Source organism: Thiothrix eikelboomii (assembly GCF_900167255.1).
Classification (GTDB): Bacteria; Pseudomonadota; Gammaproteobacteria; order Thiotrichales; family Thiotrichaceae; genus Thiolinea; species Thiolinea eikelboomii.
On the sequence record NZ_FUYB01000008.1, the window covers coordinates 75,640 to 94,765 of the forward strand.

At 47.9% G+C, this 19,126-nt stretch carries 18 protein-coding genes; 3 read left to right on the forward strand and 15 right to left on the reverse strand.

The features are described 5' to 3' along the window. The 3 genes from B5D50_RS10095 to B5D50_RS10105 form a co-directional block, all read right to left on the reverse strand. Positions 1-2,322 (reverse strand): 3-hydroxyacyl-CoA dehydrogenase/enoyl-CoA hydratase family protein, encoded by a 2,322-nt coding sequence (locus B5D50_RS10095; protein WP_078922485.1) that lies wholly within the window; start codon positions 2,320-2,322, stop codon positions 1-3. Continuing rightward, positions 2,322-3,446, reverse strand: coding sequence for a thiolase family protein (locus B5D50_RS10100; protein WP_078922486.1), 1,125 nt, complete (start codon positions 3,444-3,446; stop codon positions 2,322-2,324). The genes B5D50_RS10095 and B5D50_RS10100 overlap by 1 nt, the downstream gene beginning before the upstream one ends. 83 nt (positions 3,447-3,529) lie before the next feature. After that, complete coding sequence (locus tag B5D50_RS10105; RefSeq protein ID WP_078922487.1) at positions 3,530-3,919, reverse strand: MerR family transcriptional regulator; 390 nt, start codon at positions 3,917-3,919, stop codon at positions 3,530-3,532. A gap of 338 nt (positions 3,920-4,257) precedes the next feature. On the opposite strand from B5D50_RS10105, the gene B5D50_RS10110 reads away from it, so the two are divergent. Further along, positions 4,258-5,178: a porin gene (locus B5D50_RS10110; protein ID WP_078922488.1), complete on the forward strand. Its 921-nt coding sequence runs from the start codon at positions 4,258-4,260 to the stop codon at positions 5,176-5,178. Between the two features lie 75 nt (positions 5,179-5,253). On the opposite strand, the gene B5D50_RS10115 is transcribed toward B5D50_RS10110, so the two are convergent. From B5D50_RS10115 to B5D50_RS10170, 12 genes are all read right to left on the reverse strand, one after another. Then, positions 5,254-6,435 (reverse strand): O-succinylhomoserine sulfhydrylase, encoded by a 1,182-nt coding sequence (locus tag B5D50_RS10115; protein WP_078922489.1) that lies wholly within the window; start codon positions 6,433-6,435, stop codon positions 5,254-5,256. A gap of 29 nt (positions 6,436-6,464) precedes the next feature. Next, positions 6,465-7,160, reverse strand: coding sequence for a L,D-transpeptidase (locus tag B5D50_RS10120; protein ID WP_234975850.1), 696 nt, complete (start codon positions 7,158-7,160; stop codon positions 6,465-6,467). Further along, the gene (gene purF / locus B5D50_RS10125; RefSeq protein ID WP_078922491.1) at positions 7,096-8,601 is read right to left on the reverse strand and encodes an amidophosphoribosyltransferase; all 1,506 of its coding nucleotides are present in this window, start codon (positions 8,599-8,601) and stop codon (positions 7,096-7,098) included. The genes B5D50_RS10120 and purF overlap by 65 nt, the downstream gene beginning before the upstream one ends. 102 nt (positions 8,602-8,703) lie before the next feature. Next, a complete protein-coding gene (locus B5D50_RS10130; protein ID WP_078922492.1) occupies positions 8,704-9,261 on the reverse strand; it encodes a CvpA family protein in 558 nt (185 codons plus the stop codon). 20 nt (positions 9,262-9,281) lie between these two features. Continuing rightward, entirely contained in the window at positions 9,282-10,559 is a 1,278-nt protein-coding gene (locus tag B5D50_RS10135; RefSeq protein WP_078922493.1) for an SPOR domain-containing protein, read from the reverse strand. A gap of 57 nt (positions 10,560-10,616) precedes the next feature. Continuing rightward, positions 10,617-11,912: a bifunctional tetrahydrofolate synthase/dihydrofolate synthase gene (folC, locus tag B5D50_RS10140; protein ID WP_078922494.1), complete on the reverse strand. Its 1,296-nt coding sequence runs from the start codon at positions 11,910-11,912 to the stop codon at positions 10,617-10,619. Continuing rightward, entirely contained in the window at positions 11,909-12,799 is an 891-nt protein-coding gene (accD, locus tag B5D50_RS10145; protein WP_078922495.1) for an acetyl-CoA carboxylase, carboxyltransferase subunit beta, read from the reverse strand. The genes folC and accD overlap by 4 nt, the downstream gene beginning before the upstream one ends. 19 nt (positions 12,800-12,818) lie before the next feature. Next, positions 12,819-13,622, reverse strand: coding sequence for a tryptophan synthase subunit alpha (gene trpA / locus B5D50_RS10150; RefSeq protein WP_078922496.1), 804 nt, complete (start codon positions 13,620-13,622; stop codon positions 12,819-12,821). Continuing rightward, on the reverse strand, positions 13,619-14,833 hold the full coding sequence (trpB, locus tag B5D50_RS10155; RefSeq protein WP_078922497.1) for a tryptophan synthase subunit beta: 1,215 nt from the start codon (positions 14,831-14,833) through the stop codon (positions 13,619-13,621). The genes trpA and trpB overlap by 4 nt, the downstream gene beginning before the upstream one ends. A 142-nt stretch (positions 14,834-14,975) precedes the next feature. Continuing rightward, positions 14,976-15,713: an MBL fold metallo-hydrolase gene (locus B5D50_RS10160; protein WP_078922498.1), complete on the reverse strand. Its 738-nt coding sequence runs from the start codon at positions 15,711-15,713 to the stop codon at positions 14,976-14,978. 11 nt (positions 15,714-15,724) lie between these two features. Further along, the gene (locus B5D50_RS10165; RefSeq protein ID WP_078922499.1) at positions 15,725-16,387 is read right to left on the reverse strand and encodes an ArsR/SmtB family transcription factor; all 663 of its coding nucleotides are present in this window, start codon (positions 16,385-16,387) and stop codon (positions 15,725-15,727) included. A gap of 12 nt (positions 16,388-16,399) precedes the next feature. Further along, entirely contained in the window at positions 16,400-16,723 is a 324-nt protein-coding gene (locus B5D50_RS10170) for a DsrE/DsrF/TusD sulfur relay family protein (protein ID WP_268807811.1), read from the reverse strand. Between the two features lie 269 nt (positions 16,724-16,992). Here B5D50_RS10170 and B5D50_RS10175 point away from each other — a divergent pair, with 269 nt between their 5' ends. Next, complete coding sequence (locus tag B5D50_RS10175) at positions 16,993-17,895, forward strand: alpha/beta hydrolase (RefSeq protein WP_078922501.1); 903 nt, start codon at positions 16,993-16,995, stop codon at positions 17,893-17,895. A gap of 6 nt (positions 17,896-17,901) precedes the next feature. Next, positions 17,902-19,125, forward strand: coding sequence for an MFS transporter (locus B5D50_RS10180; protein WP_078922502.1), 1,224 nt, complete (start codon positions 17,902-17,904; stop codon positions 19,123-19,125). Position 19,126: the final 1 nt, after the last annotated feature.

Here is a 19,126-nt window from a genome sequence, read left to right on the forward strand (position 1 = left end):
TTAATTCCTCAGCGGTTTGCCTGTTTCCAGCATCGTTTCCATGCGGGCTAACGTATTTTTAGTGCGCAGCAAGTTCATAAAAGCCGTGCGCTCTAATTGCAGCAACTGCTCCTCACTGACCTTATCTAACATATCAGTATCACCACCGCTTAACACATACGCTAACTGATTAGACACTACGCCATCATGAGGTGTCGCTTTGCCCATTGATTGGAAATCACGTACCGCCATTTCCATTGCTACTCGGGCTGTTGGACCTGGTAGGTTAATTTCAATCGGCTCAGGGGCTTGATAACCCTCGACCATTGCTAAGGCTCGTGTTTTTGCATCTGCTAATAAGCGATCACGATTCATCGTAATGGCATCACTTGGGCGCAGGAATAAATAGTCTTGCGCTTCTTGGGCTGACTTCGAAACCGTGGCCGTACTAATCATTTCAAAGCATTTAATCACGGGCGGCAACAAACCACCGGAGCGACGCTTATTCGTGACCCAACGTTGAAGCATTTCTTTACAGCCGCCCCAACCCGGAATAACACCGACACCGACTTCAACTAAGCCCATATACGTTTCAGCATGCGCCTGTACCGCTGAGCAATGGAGCAATACCTCACAGCCCCCACCTAAGGCCATGCCTGCAGGTGCACCAACGATGGGGAAAGGTGCATACTTCATTGCTTTATAAGTCTCTTGTCCACCCTTGACCATCGACTCGATTTGATCCCAAGAAGCGATATTCGCTGCAAACAACAGCAGGCCTAAATTCGCACCCACTGAGAAATTGCTAGCTTCGTTGTAAATAACCAAGGCTTTATAGCTTTTCGAGACCAGACTAATCGCTTGTTGAATCATGCCAAGGATTTGCGGATCCATCGCATTCATCTTGCTGGTGAACTCTAGGCAGAGCACCCCATCGCCAAGATCCCATAAACTCGCCGAAGCATTCTTCGCCACGGGTTTACTGGTGCGCTTAATATCCTCTAGCAATAAGACACCGGCTGGACGCTCTATCGTTTGATACTCACCCGCCGTGGTTAAATACTGCAATTTGCCCGCTTGAACACGATAGAAACTCCCCACCTCAGCCGCTAATTTTAATAAAGGCGGTACTGACAGACCTTCAGCCGTTAAGCGCTCTGCCACCGCTTTTGCACCTAACTGATCAATCAACTCAAACGGCCCATATTTCCAGTTGTAGCCTAAACGCATAGCGGTATCCACTGAATGAATATCCTCTGCAATAGCCGGTACTAAGGAAGCAGCATAGCTCAGGACTTGTGAGAGTACTTGCCACGCATATTGACCACCTTTATCAGGATAATTCACTAAATCAGCGAGTTTGCGCGTATTAGCAACACTGTCTAAACGCCCTGCTTGCGACTTGCTATATTCGCCCGTTTGTAGATTAATGGATTCTTTTATCTTCTCAGCCCCTAGGCGATTTAAGCGATAAAATCCTCCTTTACCTTTGCGCCCGGTGTAACCCTCTTGAATCATTTGGCTGACCACTGCCGGGATGATGGCTTTGGCATGAAAAGCATCTTCAGCCGGTAAAGTGCGCTTCATGCTGTCCATCAGATGTGGCATTAAATCAATACCGACTAAATCCGATAAGCCAAATACCCCTGTTTTCGGGATGCCCATCGGCTTGCCCACTACGGCATCAGCTTCCTCAACCGTCAGACCCAGTTCCATTGCAGCTAAAATCGCGGTCTGAATCCAATAAATGCCAATACGATTAGCGATAAAGCCCGGGCTATCTTTACAGCCGACCACTCCTTTACCTAATTTCACATCGCAGAACTGACTGACCGCTTGCACCACTTCAGGCTGAGTTTGCACACCCGAAGCCACCTCCAATAAACGCATATAACGCGGCGGATTAAAGAAGTGAGTAATCATGAAGTGTTCAGCAAAACTTGCTGGCATCCCTGCGACTAAATCCTGTAGCGGGATGGTGGAGGTATTTGAAGAAACCACCGCATCCGCACGACGAACCGCATCAATCTTCTTATACAAATTTTGCTTTAAATCGAGGCGCTCAATAATAGCTTCGATAATCCAGTCGCAATCCGCGAGTAGATTCATGTGATCTTCAATATTACCTGTGGTCACTAAACGTGCATTACGCTTGTGCATAAAGGCCGCTGGATCAGACTTTAAGAGCTTTTCAACGGCTGTTTCAGCCACGATATTTCGATTACTGGCCCCTTGAGGAACAATATCCAATAAGACGACCGGTACACCTGCGTTGGCAATGTGAGCGGCAATACCCGCCCCCATCACGCCAGCGCCGATGACAGCTACTTTACGAATATCCATTACACAGCCTCCAAGATGGTTGCGATGCCTTGACCACCACCGATGCATTGCGTTGCTAGCGCGAATTGCTTGCCCTCACGGTTTAATAAAGCAGCGGCTTTGCCAGTAATCCTTGCACCCGTTGCACCCAAGGGATGACCTAAGGCAATAGCGCCCCCATCGAGGTTAATTTTTGCTAAATCCAAACCCAGATCACGAATACAGGCTAAAGACTGAGAAGAAAATGCTTCATTTAGCTCAATAATATCCAGATCATTAACAGTTAAACCAGCACGTTGCAGGGCTTTTTGACTGGAGAGGACAGGGCCTATCCCCATAATTTCTGGTGCACAACCTGAAATCGCAATACTCTTAATACGCGCTAGAATAGGCAAGCCGTGTGCTTTGGCAAACTCCTCACTACAGACTAAAGTCGCAGAAGCACCATCAGTTAAGGGTGAAGAAGTACCTGCAGTGACAGAACCTCGCTCATCAAAGGCCAGCTTCAAACCTGCTAGGGTTTCGAGGGTAGTTTCAGGACGAATACAGCCATCCTGAGTCACCGCACCCACGGCTACAATTTCATCAGCTAACCTGCCAGCTTGTTGAGCGGCAGCTGCCTTTTGATGGCTAGCGACTGCAAAAGCTTCTTGCTCCTGCCGAGAAATCCCGTATTGCTTCGCCAGATTTTCAGCCGTTAAGCCCATACTGATATAAGCATTCGGCATGGTTTCATAGAGCTTAGGGTTAGGGGAGGGATTAAAACCCGCCATCGGCACACGAGTCATCGACTCCACACCTGCACAGATAAATGCATGCCCTGCATTCATTTGAATCGCACCTGCTGCTTGATGAATGCTCTGCATGGAAGAACCACAAAAGCGATTCACCGTGACACCCCCAATCGAGATCGGTAACCCAGCCATTAAAACCACTAAACGGGCAATATTAAAGCCCTGCTCACCCTCAGGGAAAGCACAGCCCATCATCAGATCTTCGATTTCTTTAGCATCAATGCCCGTTTTTGTCATTAAGCCTTTTACCGCAGTCGCGGCGAGGTCATCAGGGCGAACTCGTGCTAACTCACCTTTATTCGCCAAGGTAAACGGGGTGCGTGCATAGCCTGCAATCACAACTTGTTTCATTTCTGCTCTCCATCCATTACTCGTGAATTAATGAGAAATCATTGGTTTAAGGCTCAGCTAACAGTGTGCTGTTCAATGTACTGTCATTGTGTTCGGCTGACTAAGCGTTTTAAACACTCGGATTTAATATGCTCTAGCTCATCGAGGGTCATTGCTAAATCTAACTGTTGCTGCTTTAAAATACTTAGCTTGTCTTGGACATTTGTTAGTAAAAACTGCAATTGTCCGGTCAACTCAGGATCAAGCTCCGTATTGTATAAACCAATAAACTCCTTGATCTCCTCCAAGGAAAAACCCAGACGTTTACCGCGCAAAATCAACTTTAAACGTGCGTGATCTTTATAACTATAGACCCGATTCGCGCCCACGCGCTGGGGTTCTAATAAGCCTTTATCTTCATAAAAGCGTATTGAGCGAGTACTGATTTGGTACTCCTCAGCTAATTCAGAAATAGTCCAAAGTTTTTGCTGCATAAACACCTCTTCACGTATACTAGAACATGTTAACGTATACGTCAACATGAATTAAATTTAAGCAATCCCTGAAAATCTTACGCTCATCAGGAAAGTAGGTCTTTTACAACAGTGTCATTTATGCTACATAGTGTTACGCAAGGTAACAGAGCTTAAGAGCGAGTTTTTAACTAAAATGAAGCTGGCCGAAAAGCCTTGAGGTGATAGAAAGATTGAGGTTTTTTCGTAAGTTAGGTTACCAAATCGAAAAAACTATCTGGATAGCAATTGTGTCTCGATAGTGTTGGCTTTATAATACAGTTCGCTGCGTTTATGCAACGGTGGAATGGGAAACTACTATGAAATTGAAAAATCTGACAATCGCCATCGCAATGGCAAGTTTGGCTGCGACTTCTTTCGCCGCTCAAGCTGAAGATGGTACTTCTTTCTATGGCTCTGTTCGTGTTGGTATCAATAGCACTGACAATGGTGTTGCTTCGACAACACAAATCCAAAACTGGTACTCACGGATGGGCTTCAAGGCTGAAACTGAAGTCGCTGACGGCTTAAAAGGTTTCGGTCATTATGAATTTGGTGTTGACACTGATTCTGCTGATAACGCTAATGGTGCACTTAGCACTCGTAAAGCGTATGTTGGTTTGAAAGGTGGCTTCGGTCGTGTCCGTCTGGGCCAAGACTATCACACTTTCTATAATGCTGTGATCGCACCAATGGATATCGCATGGGATTCGGGTGGTACAGGTGCAAGTGCTTTAGGTACTTATACAGGCCGTACTGGCGAAGCGTTAAGCTATGACACTACATTTGGTCAAATTGGCTTAGCGGCTACGATGTATCAAGGCGATGATACTTATAACGACGGTTATGAAGTAGGCGCTACTTTCGGCGCTGGCCCAGTTAAAGTGGGCGTTGCCTATAAAGATGCTGATTTCAGCGGTGCTGCTGAAGATACCAGCAAAGCCTATGGCGTTTCTTTAGGTGGCAAATTAGGCCCTGCAGAATACGGCTTTGCTTACACTGATCGTGATAACACCGGTAACTCTATCGACTTACACTTAGGTTATGCGGGTGCTTACTTAGCTTATGGTCAAGCTGATTTAGATTCTGGCGCCAAGCCAACTAGCGTTTCAGTAGGTTATACTTTACCAATCGGCAAGAAAACTTCTGCTTGGTTTGAAGCTCAACAATCTGACAATGACTTAGGCGCGAAAGATAGCGAAGTCACCAAACTGAAAGCTGCTCTGAAATACGACTTCTAACTTAGAATACGTATTTGAACTTATAAAAAAGGATGCATTCAGCATCCTTTTTTTATGCTTGCAGCGAATGCTTTATTAAAGCTTTAAACCCCGCTGTACGTCTTGTTGAATATCCATGAGATTCTCCAAACCCACTGACACTCGCACTAAGCCCTCCTCAATCCCCACAGCAGCGCGTTGCTCAGCGTTTAAGCGGCTGTGCGTCGTGGTTGCCGGATGGGTAATGGTCGTTTTCGTATCCCCAAGATTAGCCGTAATCGAGAGCATCTGGGTATGATCAATCAAACGCCAAGCCGCAGCCTGCCCGCCCTTGACCACAAAAGACACTACACCCCCAAAGCCAGTTTGTTGCTTTTTAGCCAACTCATGTTGAGGATGAGAGGCTAACCCCGGATAGTAGACACGCTCAATTTCAGGTTGCTCGCTCAACCATTGCGCAAACCCAAGCGCTTGCTGACAATGGGCTAGCATTCTAAGCTTCAAGGTCTCTAAACCTTTGAGGAAGATCCAAGCATTAAACGGACTCATGGTTACCCCACCCGAACGTAATACCCCAAATACCTCCTTACCAACTCGCTCAGCATCACCCACGACTGCACCACCCATAGCACGCCCTTGACCATCTAAATATTTAGTCGCTGAATGCACAATCACATCCGCTCCTAACTCTAAAGGTCGCTGCAAAGCCGGCGTACAGAAGCAATTATCAATCACTAATAAACTTTGATTCCGATGGGCTAAGCGCGCCAGCTCTTGAATATCAACCAACTCAGTCAAGGGATTAGACGGTGTTTCGGCAAATAGCAGCCTAGTATTTGCTTGTAAGGCCTGCTCCCAAGCCGCTAAATCCGCCAGCGGTACAAAACTGACTTGCACTCCAAACTTTTGGATATAATTTTGCAGTAGTACCGTAGTTGTCCCAAATACTGAGCTAGAACAAATCAGATGATCGCCTGTTTTCAGAAAAGCCAACAACACCGCCAAGACTGCCGACATCCCCGAAGAAGTTGCGACACAGCTTTCCCCACCCTCAAGAGCGGCTAAGCGCTCCTGAAAATAGCGCACGGTAGGATTAGTCATGCGCGAATAAATATTCCCTGCCTCTGTTCCGGCAAAACGCGCAGCAGCCTCTGCAGCCGAGGCAAATACAAAGCTTGAAGTCGGAAAAATAGCTTCAGCATGTTCACCTTCAAGCGTGCGCTGATGGCCTGCTCGAATGGCTAAGGTTTCAAAGCTCCAATCATTCTTGTCGTGCATTATGCAAGCACCCACATCACCAGTCTCCGTTATTTCCGTTGCGCGATTACAACCAAAGTATCCTCGCCAACACGCTCATATAAATCAACAACATCTTGATTACGCATCCGAATACAGCCATGCGAAGCGGGTGCACCTAAGCGCCCCTCCTCATCAGTACCATGAATATAAATATAACGCTGATAAGAATCGACTGCCCCACCCTTATTTAGGCCCGGCTCTAAACCATCCAACCACATCACTCGCGTGGTGACATTATCTTCACCACTACGCGCACCGGCAGCTGTTAGAATCTTAGCCACACGCCCCGTATTTTGGCGGGCTTTAAATACCGTGCCAAGAGGTGCACCGTCGCCGATCTTTTGTGCTAAGCGATGTACTCCCAAAGGTGTTTGATTGCTGCCTTTACGACTACCTAAACCAGCTTCAGCAGTAGAAATCACCCAGCGGCCGCCGACTTGACCCGCTTCAATCAAAAATAACTCTTGGGTCGTCGCGTCAATTAAGATCACTTGCTGGCTAGAATACTGAGGAAAGCGCTGTTGTAAGTCTTGCAACAGCCCTGAAAAATTACCGACACCTTGCCCCGCCCCCTGCGCTTGCGTAGCTAGCACTGGAGGGGCTGCTGGACTTTCTGCATTCAGCTGCGTACTCAGCAAATTAATCGCTATCGCGCAAGTCAATGGCAGCATCCCGAAGCCCAGTTTTTTGTTTTTCTTGATCATTACGTTGTGCCTCTAATTCGACAAAATAATCAGCCGCTTCACCAGTCACATACTCACCAGTAAATACTGAACAATCAAAATTCCGCAAACGCGGATTTCCTTTTTGAATCGCTGCCACCAAATCATCGAGTGACAAATAAAATAAACGGTCGACACCAATGGCTTGAGCAACCTCTTCTTCCGTGCGCTCATGAGCTATGAGTTCTTTCGCCGCAGGCATGTCGATACCGTAGATATTTGGATAACGAATCGGTGGCGAAGCGGAAGCAAAATAAACTTTTTTAGCGCCTGAATCCCTTGCCATTTGAACAATTTCTTCAGAAGTCGTTCCACGCACAATCGAGTCATCGACGAGTAAGACATTCTTATCTCTAAACTCGACATGCAAAGGATTCAGTTTCTGACGCACCGATTTTTTCCGCTGTTTCTGCCCCGGCATAATGAAAGTACGCCCAATGTAACGGTTTTTCATAAAACCCTCACGATAAGGCACACCTAAGGTATAAGCCATTTCCAAAGCTGAAGTACGGCTCGTATCGGGAATTGGCATCACCACATCAATATCATGATCCGGCCAAACCCGCTTGATTTGTTCCGCTAATTTATGCCCCATCCGCATCCGTGTTTTGTGCACAAATACATTATCAATAATCGAGTCTGGACGAGCGAAATATACATATTCAAAAATACAGGTATTATACTGCGGGCTATCACTGCATTGGCGAGTGAAAACCTTGCCATCATGCGTAATAAAAATAGCTTCACCCGGCTCAATATCACGCACTAAGCGATAACCTTGCGCATCTAAAGCGACACTTTCAGAGGCCAGCATATACTCATTGCCACGTGCGGTTTCCCGCACACCATAGACGAGAGGGCGAATCCCATTTGGATCACGAAATCCCACTAAGCCATCCCGAGTTAGCATCGCCACCACTGCATAAGCACCTTTACAACGGCGATGCACTCCCTCAACAGCGGCAAAAATATCCTCTGGGCGCACATAAAAAGCATCTTGCTTTAATAATTCTTGCGCAAAAATATTCAGCAGAATCTCAGAATCAGAATTAGTATTAATCTGCCGACGATCTTGCATATATAAATCTTTACGCAGCTCTGCGGCATTGGTGAGATTACCATTATGCGCTAGCGAGATCCCATAAGGGCTGTTCACATAAAAGGGCTGAGCTTCAGCTGACGACGAAGAGCCCGCTGTCGGATAACGCACATGACCGATGCCCATCGAACCGAGCAAGCTACGCATGTGTTGCTCAAGAAATACTTCTTTCACTAAACCATTGTCACGTCGCAAATACAATTTGCGACCGTCACTAGTGACAATACCAGCAGCATCTTGACCTCGGTGTTGTAAGACAGTTAAGCCATCATAAAGCGCTTGATTCACTGGCTCTTGACTAACAATCCCAATAATTCCACACATACGCAGTTGACCCAACTACAAAAACAAAACGGCATTTTACCCTTCTTCACCCGAAAAGCCATGCACAGCATCCAACTGCTGTAAAATCAAAACTTAGTGAGTTTATTCAGCAGGTGAGACATTGGGTGCAGAAGCGGGTGTCGGTAAGGGATTGGCAGCACCTTTTTCCAGAAAATTAGACACATCAGCAGGAATATAGTTTTTCAATTTAAGTGCAGCTAATTCAAAAGAAGGCAATAAACGCGATTCTTTCCACCAAGCATTCGCTGGTAGGCTGGTTAGACCTAATAAAACCACTGCCAAAGTCACTAATAAAGCCCCTCGGAAAGCACCGAATAGGCCTCCAAAAAAGCGATCAACCCCGCCGAGGCCAATAGCAGAAACAGCCGCATTGAATAAATAATTAATGATGGCGCCTACCACCAAGACCCCAAAAAAGATAATAGCAAAGGCAATACCAAGGCGTGCAACCTCGCTTTGCAGTGCAAACGGTAATTGAGCAGCTAGAGGGCGGACATACAAGAAAGCAAAAGCCGCCGCTGCGATCCAAGTCGCCAACGAAACGGCTTCACGAACAAAGCCACGCACCAAACCGATGAGCGCAGATAAGACAATCAGAATAATAATGCCTAAATCTACCAAATCAGCAGAAACTTGCATGCGTGGCTTACCTTTACACCTTAGTTTTTAGTCACAAAACTATTTTGAACATACTGGTTTTGTGTATAGCGAGCCTTCATTCTAGACTGAACTGCAGCCGCATCACCTTTACCCGGATAAGTCCCCACACGTACCCGATAAACTGTCTTCCCATCGACTTTAGCGCTGGTTACAAACACCGGATAACCCTCACCCGTCATGGCCGTTTTAATACTATCGGCCTTAGCTTTATCAGAGGTTGCCAAGACTTGAATCACATAACCACTCGCCGAAGCATCTGCGGTCGTAACTGCAGGCTTTTCGGCAGGATTGGCCGTTACACGACGCTCGGTTGTCGTGGTAGTCGTTGTTGTCGTGGTAGCTGGGCGGGTACTCGCTGTATTACGCGGCTGCGCACTCGGGGCTGGAACAGGGCGCTCATTCACTAAGCGAGGATTTTCAGGCTTTAATTCACCCGAGCTTACTGCTGGGCGGTCTTTTGTACTGGCATTACTCGCTGTTGAGCTGGATTTATTAGTACTGGCCACCTTAGCGGTTTCATTACTACTCGCTGTACTCGCCGTGCTTGCTGTTTTAGCAGCGGTACTCCCTGCCTCCGTCGTCGCAGCGGCCTTCGTATTCGCACCCGTAGTGGTCGCATTAGCCCCCATATTCCCAATCCCAGGTTGCTTCTGACCATTTTCAACGACTTCGCGTACCTCGCCTTGCTTTGGATCACGCACTTGGAAGCCCGTAGTATCCGATTGCATTTGGCTAGTCATGCCTTGAATGGCTTGTTTGCCAGACTCGACCGCACCTGCCACCGCCGTTCCAGCCGCAGCAACGACCCCCGGTTCAGTAGCGCCACCAGTTGCACTGGTCGTAGAGCTGCTTGGCGCTGCTGTATTTGGATCAGCAATCGGCACGGCTGCATTAGGATCTTGAGTACCTAAAACATTTTGTGCTTGCTGTTGAGCCGGATCAGCCGCTGCGGTCGCTCCACCCGCCGCAGCGCCTGCGCCACCCGCGTTGGTTGAACCAATTGCATATTCTTGATTAGGATTAGCACCTGCTTGCTGCGTGGCCGGATCAGTCGCTGAATTGGCAGCTGCTAAGTTAGCCTCGCCCGTTTGAGCCTGATCTTCTTTGACCCCCGGGAAACCTAAAATTGGGGTAGATTCCTGAGTTTGCTCAGCGATCAGATCCTTCTGTTCAGCTGGTCTGTTCTTACCTTTTAACAACCAAGCGAGCAACAAAGCTGCTATTAATACTAATACAACCGCGCCAATCATACGTTTGGTTGTTGACTTGTTGTCCATTGTCCCGATACTCCTTAATTAATACACTCAAATGCGCCGAGGGGTGCGCTCCAGCACTTAAAAAATACCGTCTAACGCTTTGGATACTACCAGAAATGATCCAAAAATCACCACTCTGTCTATAGACGCAACCTGCCTACTTAAGGTTTTCCAAGCATGATAAATATCAGGATAAACTTGAAAATTATTTACATTAGCAGATGCGAATGCCGATTGAAGCATTGAAAGAGAGGCGGCTCTGGGAGAATCTAGCGGAAATATATGCCACTCGTCTACTTTGTCTTGCAAGGGACGAATGACACCGGCGATATCCTTATCAGCCAATATAGAAAAAATCGTAAAGGTTTTCCCCTCAATTGGATTATTTTTTATCCAATTTGCTAAATTTTCAGCTGCATGAGGGTTATGTGCCACATCAATCCAGACAGCAGGTTCATTTTGTAACTTTTGTAACCGACCCGCGATACTGACCTTAAGCAGGCCTTGTTGTAAAGCAGCCAGATTAACACGTGGTAGCTGCTCAGCCAAAAGCTGTAAAGCCACGACGGCACACGCCGCATTATGTAATTGGACTTGACCTTGCAAACGAGGCAGTGGCAACACATAAGTTAACGCTGTGTCTAAGCTTGCTGACCGTAAACAGATCGAGAATTGCTCAATATTCAGTTGCTCTACCGTAAAATCATGGCCAAGCTGTATCAGCTTAGCCCCTTTTTCTTGTGCAACCTGACTGATACTGAGTGGTGGGTTCGGATCACCACACACTAAAGGTTTGGCTTGGCGGGCAATACCTGCTTTTTCGCGCCCAATCAGTTCACGGTTATGCCCCAACCAGTCAACATGATCAATACCAATGGACGTGATAATCGCTACCTCAGCCTCCCATAGATTAGTCGCATCCAAACGCCCCCCTAAACCTACTTCTAAGACTGCAACCTCAACCTTAGCCTCTGTAAAGATCCACATGGCCGCTAAAGTGCCAAACTCAAAATAAGTCAGTGAGATATTGCCACGTGCTAACTCGATCGCTGTAAAAGCCTGACATAAGTGCTCATCCTCCACGGCTAGACCATTTAAGCTAATGCGTTCGTTATAGCGTAGAATATGTGGAGAGGTATAAGAGCCGACTTGATAGCCAGCAGCTTGCAGCATTGTAGTGAGTAGAGCGACCGTAGAGCCTTTACCATTAGTACCTGCAACAGTAATCACCGGAAAAGTCGGCTGAACTAGTTGTAAGCGAGCAGCCACCTTGGCAATGCGCTCTAAGCCCAACTCAATGCTATTCACATGCAAGCTTTCTTGCCATGCCAACCAATCGGCTAAGCTCTGTCCAAAGGGAGCGGAAGAGGTCACGCTGCTGCCACGGCTTGCGGATTAGGATTGGGGCGATGTTGCAGGATTGCTAATAAATCGGCAATCGTTTCCCTGAGCTTATTTCGGTGCACAATTAAATCAATCGCGCCCTTTTGCAAAAGAAATTCACTGCGCTGGAAACCTTCTGGCAAGGTTTCTCGCACCGTCTGTTCAATCACTCGTGGCCCCGCAAAGCCGATTAAAGCCTTAGGTTCGGCAATATGAATATCGCCTAACATCGCAAAGCTAGCAGATACCCCACCCATCGTCGGGTCAGTTAAGACTGAAATAAAGGGTAAACCTTTTTCGCTCAGTTTAGTCAGTACTGCGCTGGTTTTAGCCATCTGCATCAGTGAAAATAAGGCCTCTTGCATCCGTGCACCCCCACTCGCTGAGAAGCACACAAAGGCTGTTTTTGCCTCAATCGCTGCTTGTGCACCCCGCACGAACCGCTCTCCCACGACTGACCCCATTGAACCGCCCATATAGCGGAAGTCAAAGGCCGCTGCCACCACAGGAATACCGCAGACACTGCCTTTCATCACGATCAGTGCATCTTTTTCATCGGTTTCTTTCTGTGCAGCAACGATACGATCTTTATATTTTTTGGTGTCGCGGAATTTGAGCATATCGGTAGGACCGACTGAAGCGCCTATCTCTTCGCGCCCCTCTTTATCCAAAAAAATATCCAACCGCTTGCGCCCATAAATCCGCATATGAAACTCACATTTAGGGCAAACTTCATTATTGCGCTCAAGCTCAGCTTTATAGAGGACAGACTGGCACTCTGGGCACTGCCGCCATAATCCTTCTGGAATGGATTTTTTCTCTGCTGACCCCGATTCAGTACGAATACGTGAAGGCAGCAATTTCTCAAACCAACTCATTGTCTCTTTTACCTTTTAGTCACGCATCCAGCGCAGTGCGCATGGAGGCTAGCAAACCACTAATATTTTTTATAATCCTCGGATGATCATCAGGGGTCGCCTCTACCTGCTTAATCAAAGCACTACCCACCACCACGGCATCCGCAACTTGCCCCACGGCTGCTGCCGTTGCTGCATCCTTAATCCCAAAACCGACCCCTAAAGCTAACTGCGTATATTCGCGCATTTGCTTTAAGCGCTCAGCCACTTGTGCGGTATCTAGGGTATTAGCCCCGGTCACACCTTTGAGGGAAACATAATAAATAAAGCCACTCGCAGCCTCAGCAATTGCCTGCATCCGATGAGCAGGAGTCGTTGGTGCTACTAAGAAGATGGGGTCTAGACCGTGAGCTTTAAAGAGCGGCAAGACTTGTTTACCCTCTTCGGGGGGAAGATCAACGGTCAACACCCCATCAACACCCGCTACTTGTGCAGCTTGTGCAAAAGCCTCATACCCCATGATTTCAATAGGGTTCAAATAACCCATTAATACCACCGGAGTAGTCTGATTAGTTTGGCGAAACGCTTGCACCATCGCCAAGATACTCGTCAAACTAGTGTTATGCACCAAAGCACGTTCATGGGCTAACTGAATAGTAGGACCATCGGCCATCGGATCAGAGAAAGGTACACCTAATTCAATAATATTCGCACCCGCTTCAACCATGCTATGCATCAGCGGAACGGTGATTGAGGGATGGGGATCACCTGCAGTGATATAGGGAATTAAAGCTTTTTTGCCTTGTGCTTGAAGTGTTTGAAAACAAGCTGCGATTCGACTCATAAGCTAATCCCCTCTAAGCGCGCTATCGTATTAATATCCTTATCACCGCGCCCGGATAGACACATAATAATGCTTTGTTCTTTAGACATTTTAGGTGCAAGCTCCAGCACATAAGCCATTGCATGACTACTTTCGAGGGCAGGAATAATCCCCTCTTTGCGTGTCAAGGTATGGAAACCCTCCATCGCTTGTGCATCCGTTACTGCCACATAATGAGCGCGCCCAATATCTTTCAACCATGCATGCTCAGGCCCTACACCAGGGTAATCTAAACCCGCTGAAATGGAGTGGGTCTCAATAATTTGCCCATTATCATCCTCCATCAGATAGGTGCGATTGCCGTGTAGCACGCCCGACTTACCCGCTGTTAAGGGAGCTGCATGTTTACCGGTAGCAATGCCCGAGCCTGCCGCCTCCACACCATAAATAGCGACGGATTCATCCGCTAAAAAGGGGTGAAATAAACCTATGGCATTCGAGCCTCCGCCGACACAAGCCACCAAGGCATCGGGCAAGCGCCCATCTTGCTCTAGAATTTGCTGGCGGGCTTCGCGGCCAATCACGGCTTGGAAATCCCTGACCATAGCAGGATAAGGATGTGGCCCAGCAACCGTACCAATAATATAGAAGGTATCGTCAACATTCGTTACCCAATCGCGCATAGCTTCATTCAGAGCATCTTTCAAAGTTTTCGAGCCAGAGTGCACTGGAACAACGGTAGCACCCAATAGCTTCATACGAAAGACATTCGGGGCTTGGCGTTGTACATCCTCTGCTCCCATATAAACCACACATTCTAAACCTAAACGAGCTGCAATCGTGGCTGAAGCGACCCCGTGTTGGCCTGCGCCAGTCTCAGCAATAATTCGGGTTTTACCCATGTGTTTAGCGAGCAAAGCTTGGCCAATAGTATTATTGATCTTATGCGCGCCCGTATGATTTAGGTCTTCACGCTTAAGAAAAATTTTAGCCCCGCCTAATTCACGGGTTAAACGCTCGGCCAAATACAAAGGACTAGGCCGACCGACATAGTGTTTTAAATCACGATCAAACTCCGCTTGAAAAGCAGGATCATTTTTTAAGCTATGATAGGCTTGCTCTAATTGATAAATCGGTTCCATCAGCGTTTCTGCGATGAAACGCCCGCCGTAAGCGCCAAAATGCCCCGCTGCATCCGGCATGGCCTTCCAGTTAAATTCGCTGAAATTCACGAGCTGCTCCCAAGAGTCGGCAGAATAAATAAAGGAGCTTAAGTTACCATAAGCAAACCTAGCTCGCTATCTTGCTCTATGACAAGTCGTTATCCTTTGAAGAACTCCGACCGATTGATGACTACAACATAACAGCGTAGTTCTACGCATCCGCCATCAAATTACGCTGAATAATGCCCAACATAGATTCTGGTTGTGGCGGCAAACTCTCTAATATCGCTGCCACAAATTCATGCTTATCTGCCAGTAAGGCTGGATTAAAGCGCTTTTCAAATGCAATCGTAGAAGACGGCTTGCCCGATAGACCTGCCCCACAGACACTACCCGCCTGCGCACCGGGGAAAATTTCGACATGATCCGGCAAGGTTAGTAGCTTGTTGAACAGCGAATCGTGCAACAATCCACCCATATGTTCTTCTTCACCTCGCAAATCGGGTCGCCCCACACTCCCAACGAATAGGGTATGCCCCGTCAAGACAAACCAAGGATCAGCACTGCGACGCTGATCAGCCACGACTAAGCAAAGGCTGTCAGTAGTATGCCCCGGTGTATACAAGACTTGCGCAGTCACATTGCCAATGGTCAACACTTGCCCATCCTTAAGCGCAGTAAAGGCAAATTCCGGCGTAGTGCTTTCATGCAAACCGTATTCCCCACCACAGCGTTGCGCTAGTGCGTGCCCGCCCGATAAATGATCCGCATGGATATGCGTATCAATCACATAATCAATTTTTACTGCCTGCTTGGCCGCCTGCTCCATGAACCAAACCACATCTTCAGCATGGACATCGACCGCAATAGCATGACCTTTGCCACCACAACCAAACAAATAAGCAAGCGAGGAAGGGTTCGATGGTGCAGCCCGTTGCAAGAACAACATGGGTAATCCTCCTAAACAGTTTGAACAGGTAATCCAGCGGCTTTCCATTCGGGCAAGCCATCGACAAGGCGGATGGCGTTAATGCCATGCTCGCGCAAGGCTTGCACCATCTGGTAGGAATACACGCAATACGGCCCACGGCAATACGCGACAATGGTTTTGCTATCATCAAGTTCGTGCAGGCGTTCGGCGACTTCTTCTGGCAGCAGGTGAATCGCGCCGGGGATGTGTCCGGCGGCGTACTCGGCTTGTGGGCGCACATCCAGTACGGTGACTTCATCGCGTTGAATGCGGGTCAGCAATTCTTCCGCGCTAATCGCTTCCATCGCCTGTTTGTCGGTCAGGTAGGTGTGGGCAAGCCGTTCCACTTCCGCCAGATGCAATTCCGCCGTGCGCCGCAAACTGGCAATCAGTTGTACTACGTCATTCCCCGCGAGGCGGTAGACGCGGCGTTTGCCATCCGTGCGTACACTCACCAATGCGGCTTGCTTGAGGGTTTGCAAATGCCGCGAGGTATTTGCCACTGTCAGGCTGGCAAGCTGGCTAAGCTCTTCCACACTGCGCTCGGTTTGCGCAAGGTAGTCGAGAATTTCCAAGCGTTGCGGGGAGGCAAGTGCTTGTGCAATCAGGGCAAATTGACCATTCAATTGTTGCTTTGGGGTGGGGAGCGTCATGCTTGTTCCTTACTAAAATGTCAGCACTTTATTGGCTGCCAGCGTCCATTGCGCTAGTTGCAGCATATTGCTGGCTTCCACGCCTTCGATCAAGGGAAGGGCTTTCAACCCGTGTGCGTCGAGACAAGTATCACGGGCTTTGACTTGCACACCTTTATGGATGACGGCTTTCACCATGCGTTCTAGGTTGTAATCGCCTTGCGGGGTGGTCTGGTTCGGAATGGTGCAAGTCGCCGCATCTGCCATCAAAAAAACCCATACTTCCGTATTTTCATGGCTGGAATCCCTTAGTAAACCGGGACACTGGCGTACCCTTACGCATGATAGCCAGTTCAGGCTTCTACCCGTACACCCTTTTTTTGTAGATCAGCAAGGGTTTTTGCCATCTCATCCAATGCTTCCTCATCATCTAGTGGTCATTCATCAGGCTTTTGGGTGCTGATCAGGGTAACTGCCTTACCTCGAAAAGCTAAGATCATGTCTGGTTTGACATTGTTTACTTTGGCACAGATGAAAGAGATACCTTGCATTGTAAATACTAAAAGTTTTATATTCAATCAATCAATTGATCGTTTTTAAATTGGCTTTATGTCAGGAGGGTTGGTATGGGTAAGATGTTACGTTTCACGCAGGGTATCGGTTTTCTATTAATGGTTGCTGGTACTTCCTTGCAAGCAGCAGAAGTTATGCTCAAGCAAGGAGATATTGAGCTACGAGCTGATCTGGAACTGGCTGAGGGTAAAAGCGTTGAAGAGGGTGTGGTATTGATGTTACATGGTACGTTAGCGCACAACCGGATGGAGATCATGCAAAATGTGGCTGAATTGCTCAAGGATAATGGCTACAACACCCTAAACATTAACCTGAGTTATGCATTGGACCAGCGTCCGTCACAAATGCTGGATTGTTCTATCGAACACCAGCATAAACACGAAGATGCTGTTGCAGAACTCGAGGCGTGGATGCGCTGGTTGAAGGAGCAAGGTGCGAGCAAAGTTGCACTATTGGGGCATTCACGGGGCGGTAATCAGGTAGCATGGTTTGCGGCAGAAAAAGGCTCCACCTTGCTGGATAAAGTAGTGATGGTTGCTCCTGCGACTTGGGATAGCAATAAAGCTACCACAGATTATGAGGAACGTTATAAAAAGCCCTTGGCAACTGTGATGACTGAGGCACAAAAACTGGTCGATGCAGGCAAGGGAAATACGGTAATGGAATTGCCGGGCTTTGTGTACTGTGAAAAAGCTAAAGCAACCGCCGATGCGGTCATATCGTATTATCGTGATGATAAACGCAAAAACACCCCTGACTTATTGTCACCAATTAAAAAGCCAATGCTCATTGTGATGGGGTCGGCTGATGCTGTCGTTGCAGATCTACCAAGCAAACTGGAGGGTATTAAACAGGACAATTTGACTATCGAAACAGTAGAGGGCGCAGACCATTTCTTCCTTGACCTGTATGCGGACGAGTTGGTTGAAAAGACTACCCATTTTCTTGACTGGTAACGCTCTGTGAATATAGCCACTGTCCAACATGGTATCCATGCCAACCTCGCGCAAATCTTGCTCCAGTTGTTACAAGTCTTTCTGGTAGGTTTAACCATCGGCATGACACGCACCGTCATTCCCGGTTTGGCGGAAACTGAATTCGGGCTGGGTGGGCAAGAATTCTTTTTATTGACTACGTTTGTAGTGGTCTTTGGTGCAGTCAAAGCCCTCATGAACCTCTTAGCAGGGCGATTTGCCGACCGTTACGGGCGTAAGCGGGTGTTGATTGCGGGATGGATAGCAGCATTACCGATTCCCTTGTTGCTATTATATGCACCCAACTGGAGTTGGGTGGTCACAGCAACTGCTTTGCTCGGCATCAACCAAGGTTTGTGCTGGTCGATGACTTTAAACAGCAAACTCGATATGACTCATCTGAGTCAGAAAGGATTAGTCAATGGCCTGAATGAGTTTTCCGGCTATGCCGCTGTTGCCGTGGCAGGGGTGTTGACCGCGTGGTTAGTGGGCGTATACGGTGCGCGATGGGGCTTGTTTATGTTTGGCACCATGGTGATTATATTGGGCTTAGTACTCGCGGTGCTCATGGTGAAAGAAACACGACCTTGGGCGTTAGCACACAGTCAGGCAATAAAACCCACGCCTGCACCCTCATTAGGTCAAGCCTTTTTCTATGCCAGTTGGCAAAACCGCAATCTGTTCGCTCTGAACCAAGCCGGATTAGTTGAAAAATTCACCGATGCGCTGGTATGGATTATCTTACCGGTGTGGTTCTTAACGCAAAACCTAAGCTTAGTACAAGGCAGTTCCATCATCGGTATCTACGCGCTGGTGTGGGGAGTCAGTCAACTTGGCACGGGGGTAGCCTCGGATCGTTTCGGGCGCAAACCCTTGATTATTAGTGGCATGTGGCTGTGTGGGCTGGGTGTATTATTACTGGAGTTGAGCCACTCAGTCTGGTTGTGGACCTTGGAAGCCGGCTTAATCGGCTTCGGGATGGCGCTGCTCTACCCTACGCTCGGTGCAGCCGTAGCGGATGCTAGTCCACCCGCACAACGCAGTACCTTGCTAGGCATTTATCGTTTCTGGCGTGACTTTGGATATGCAATTGGCGCACTCTGCATGGGCTTGCTGGCACAATGGTCACAAGGGCTGGAAATCACGTTCTGGCTGGTGGGGCTTGCCATGTTAGGCTCAGGAATTTGGGTTGCCCTACGCTACCAAGTTTGAA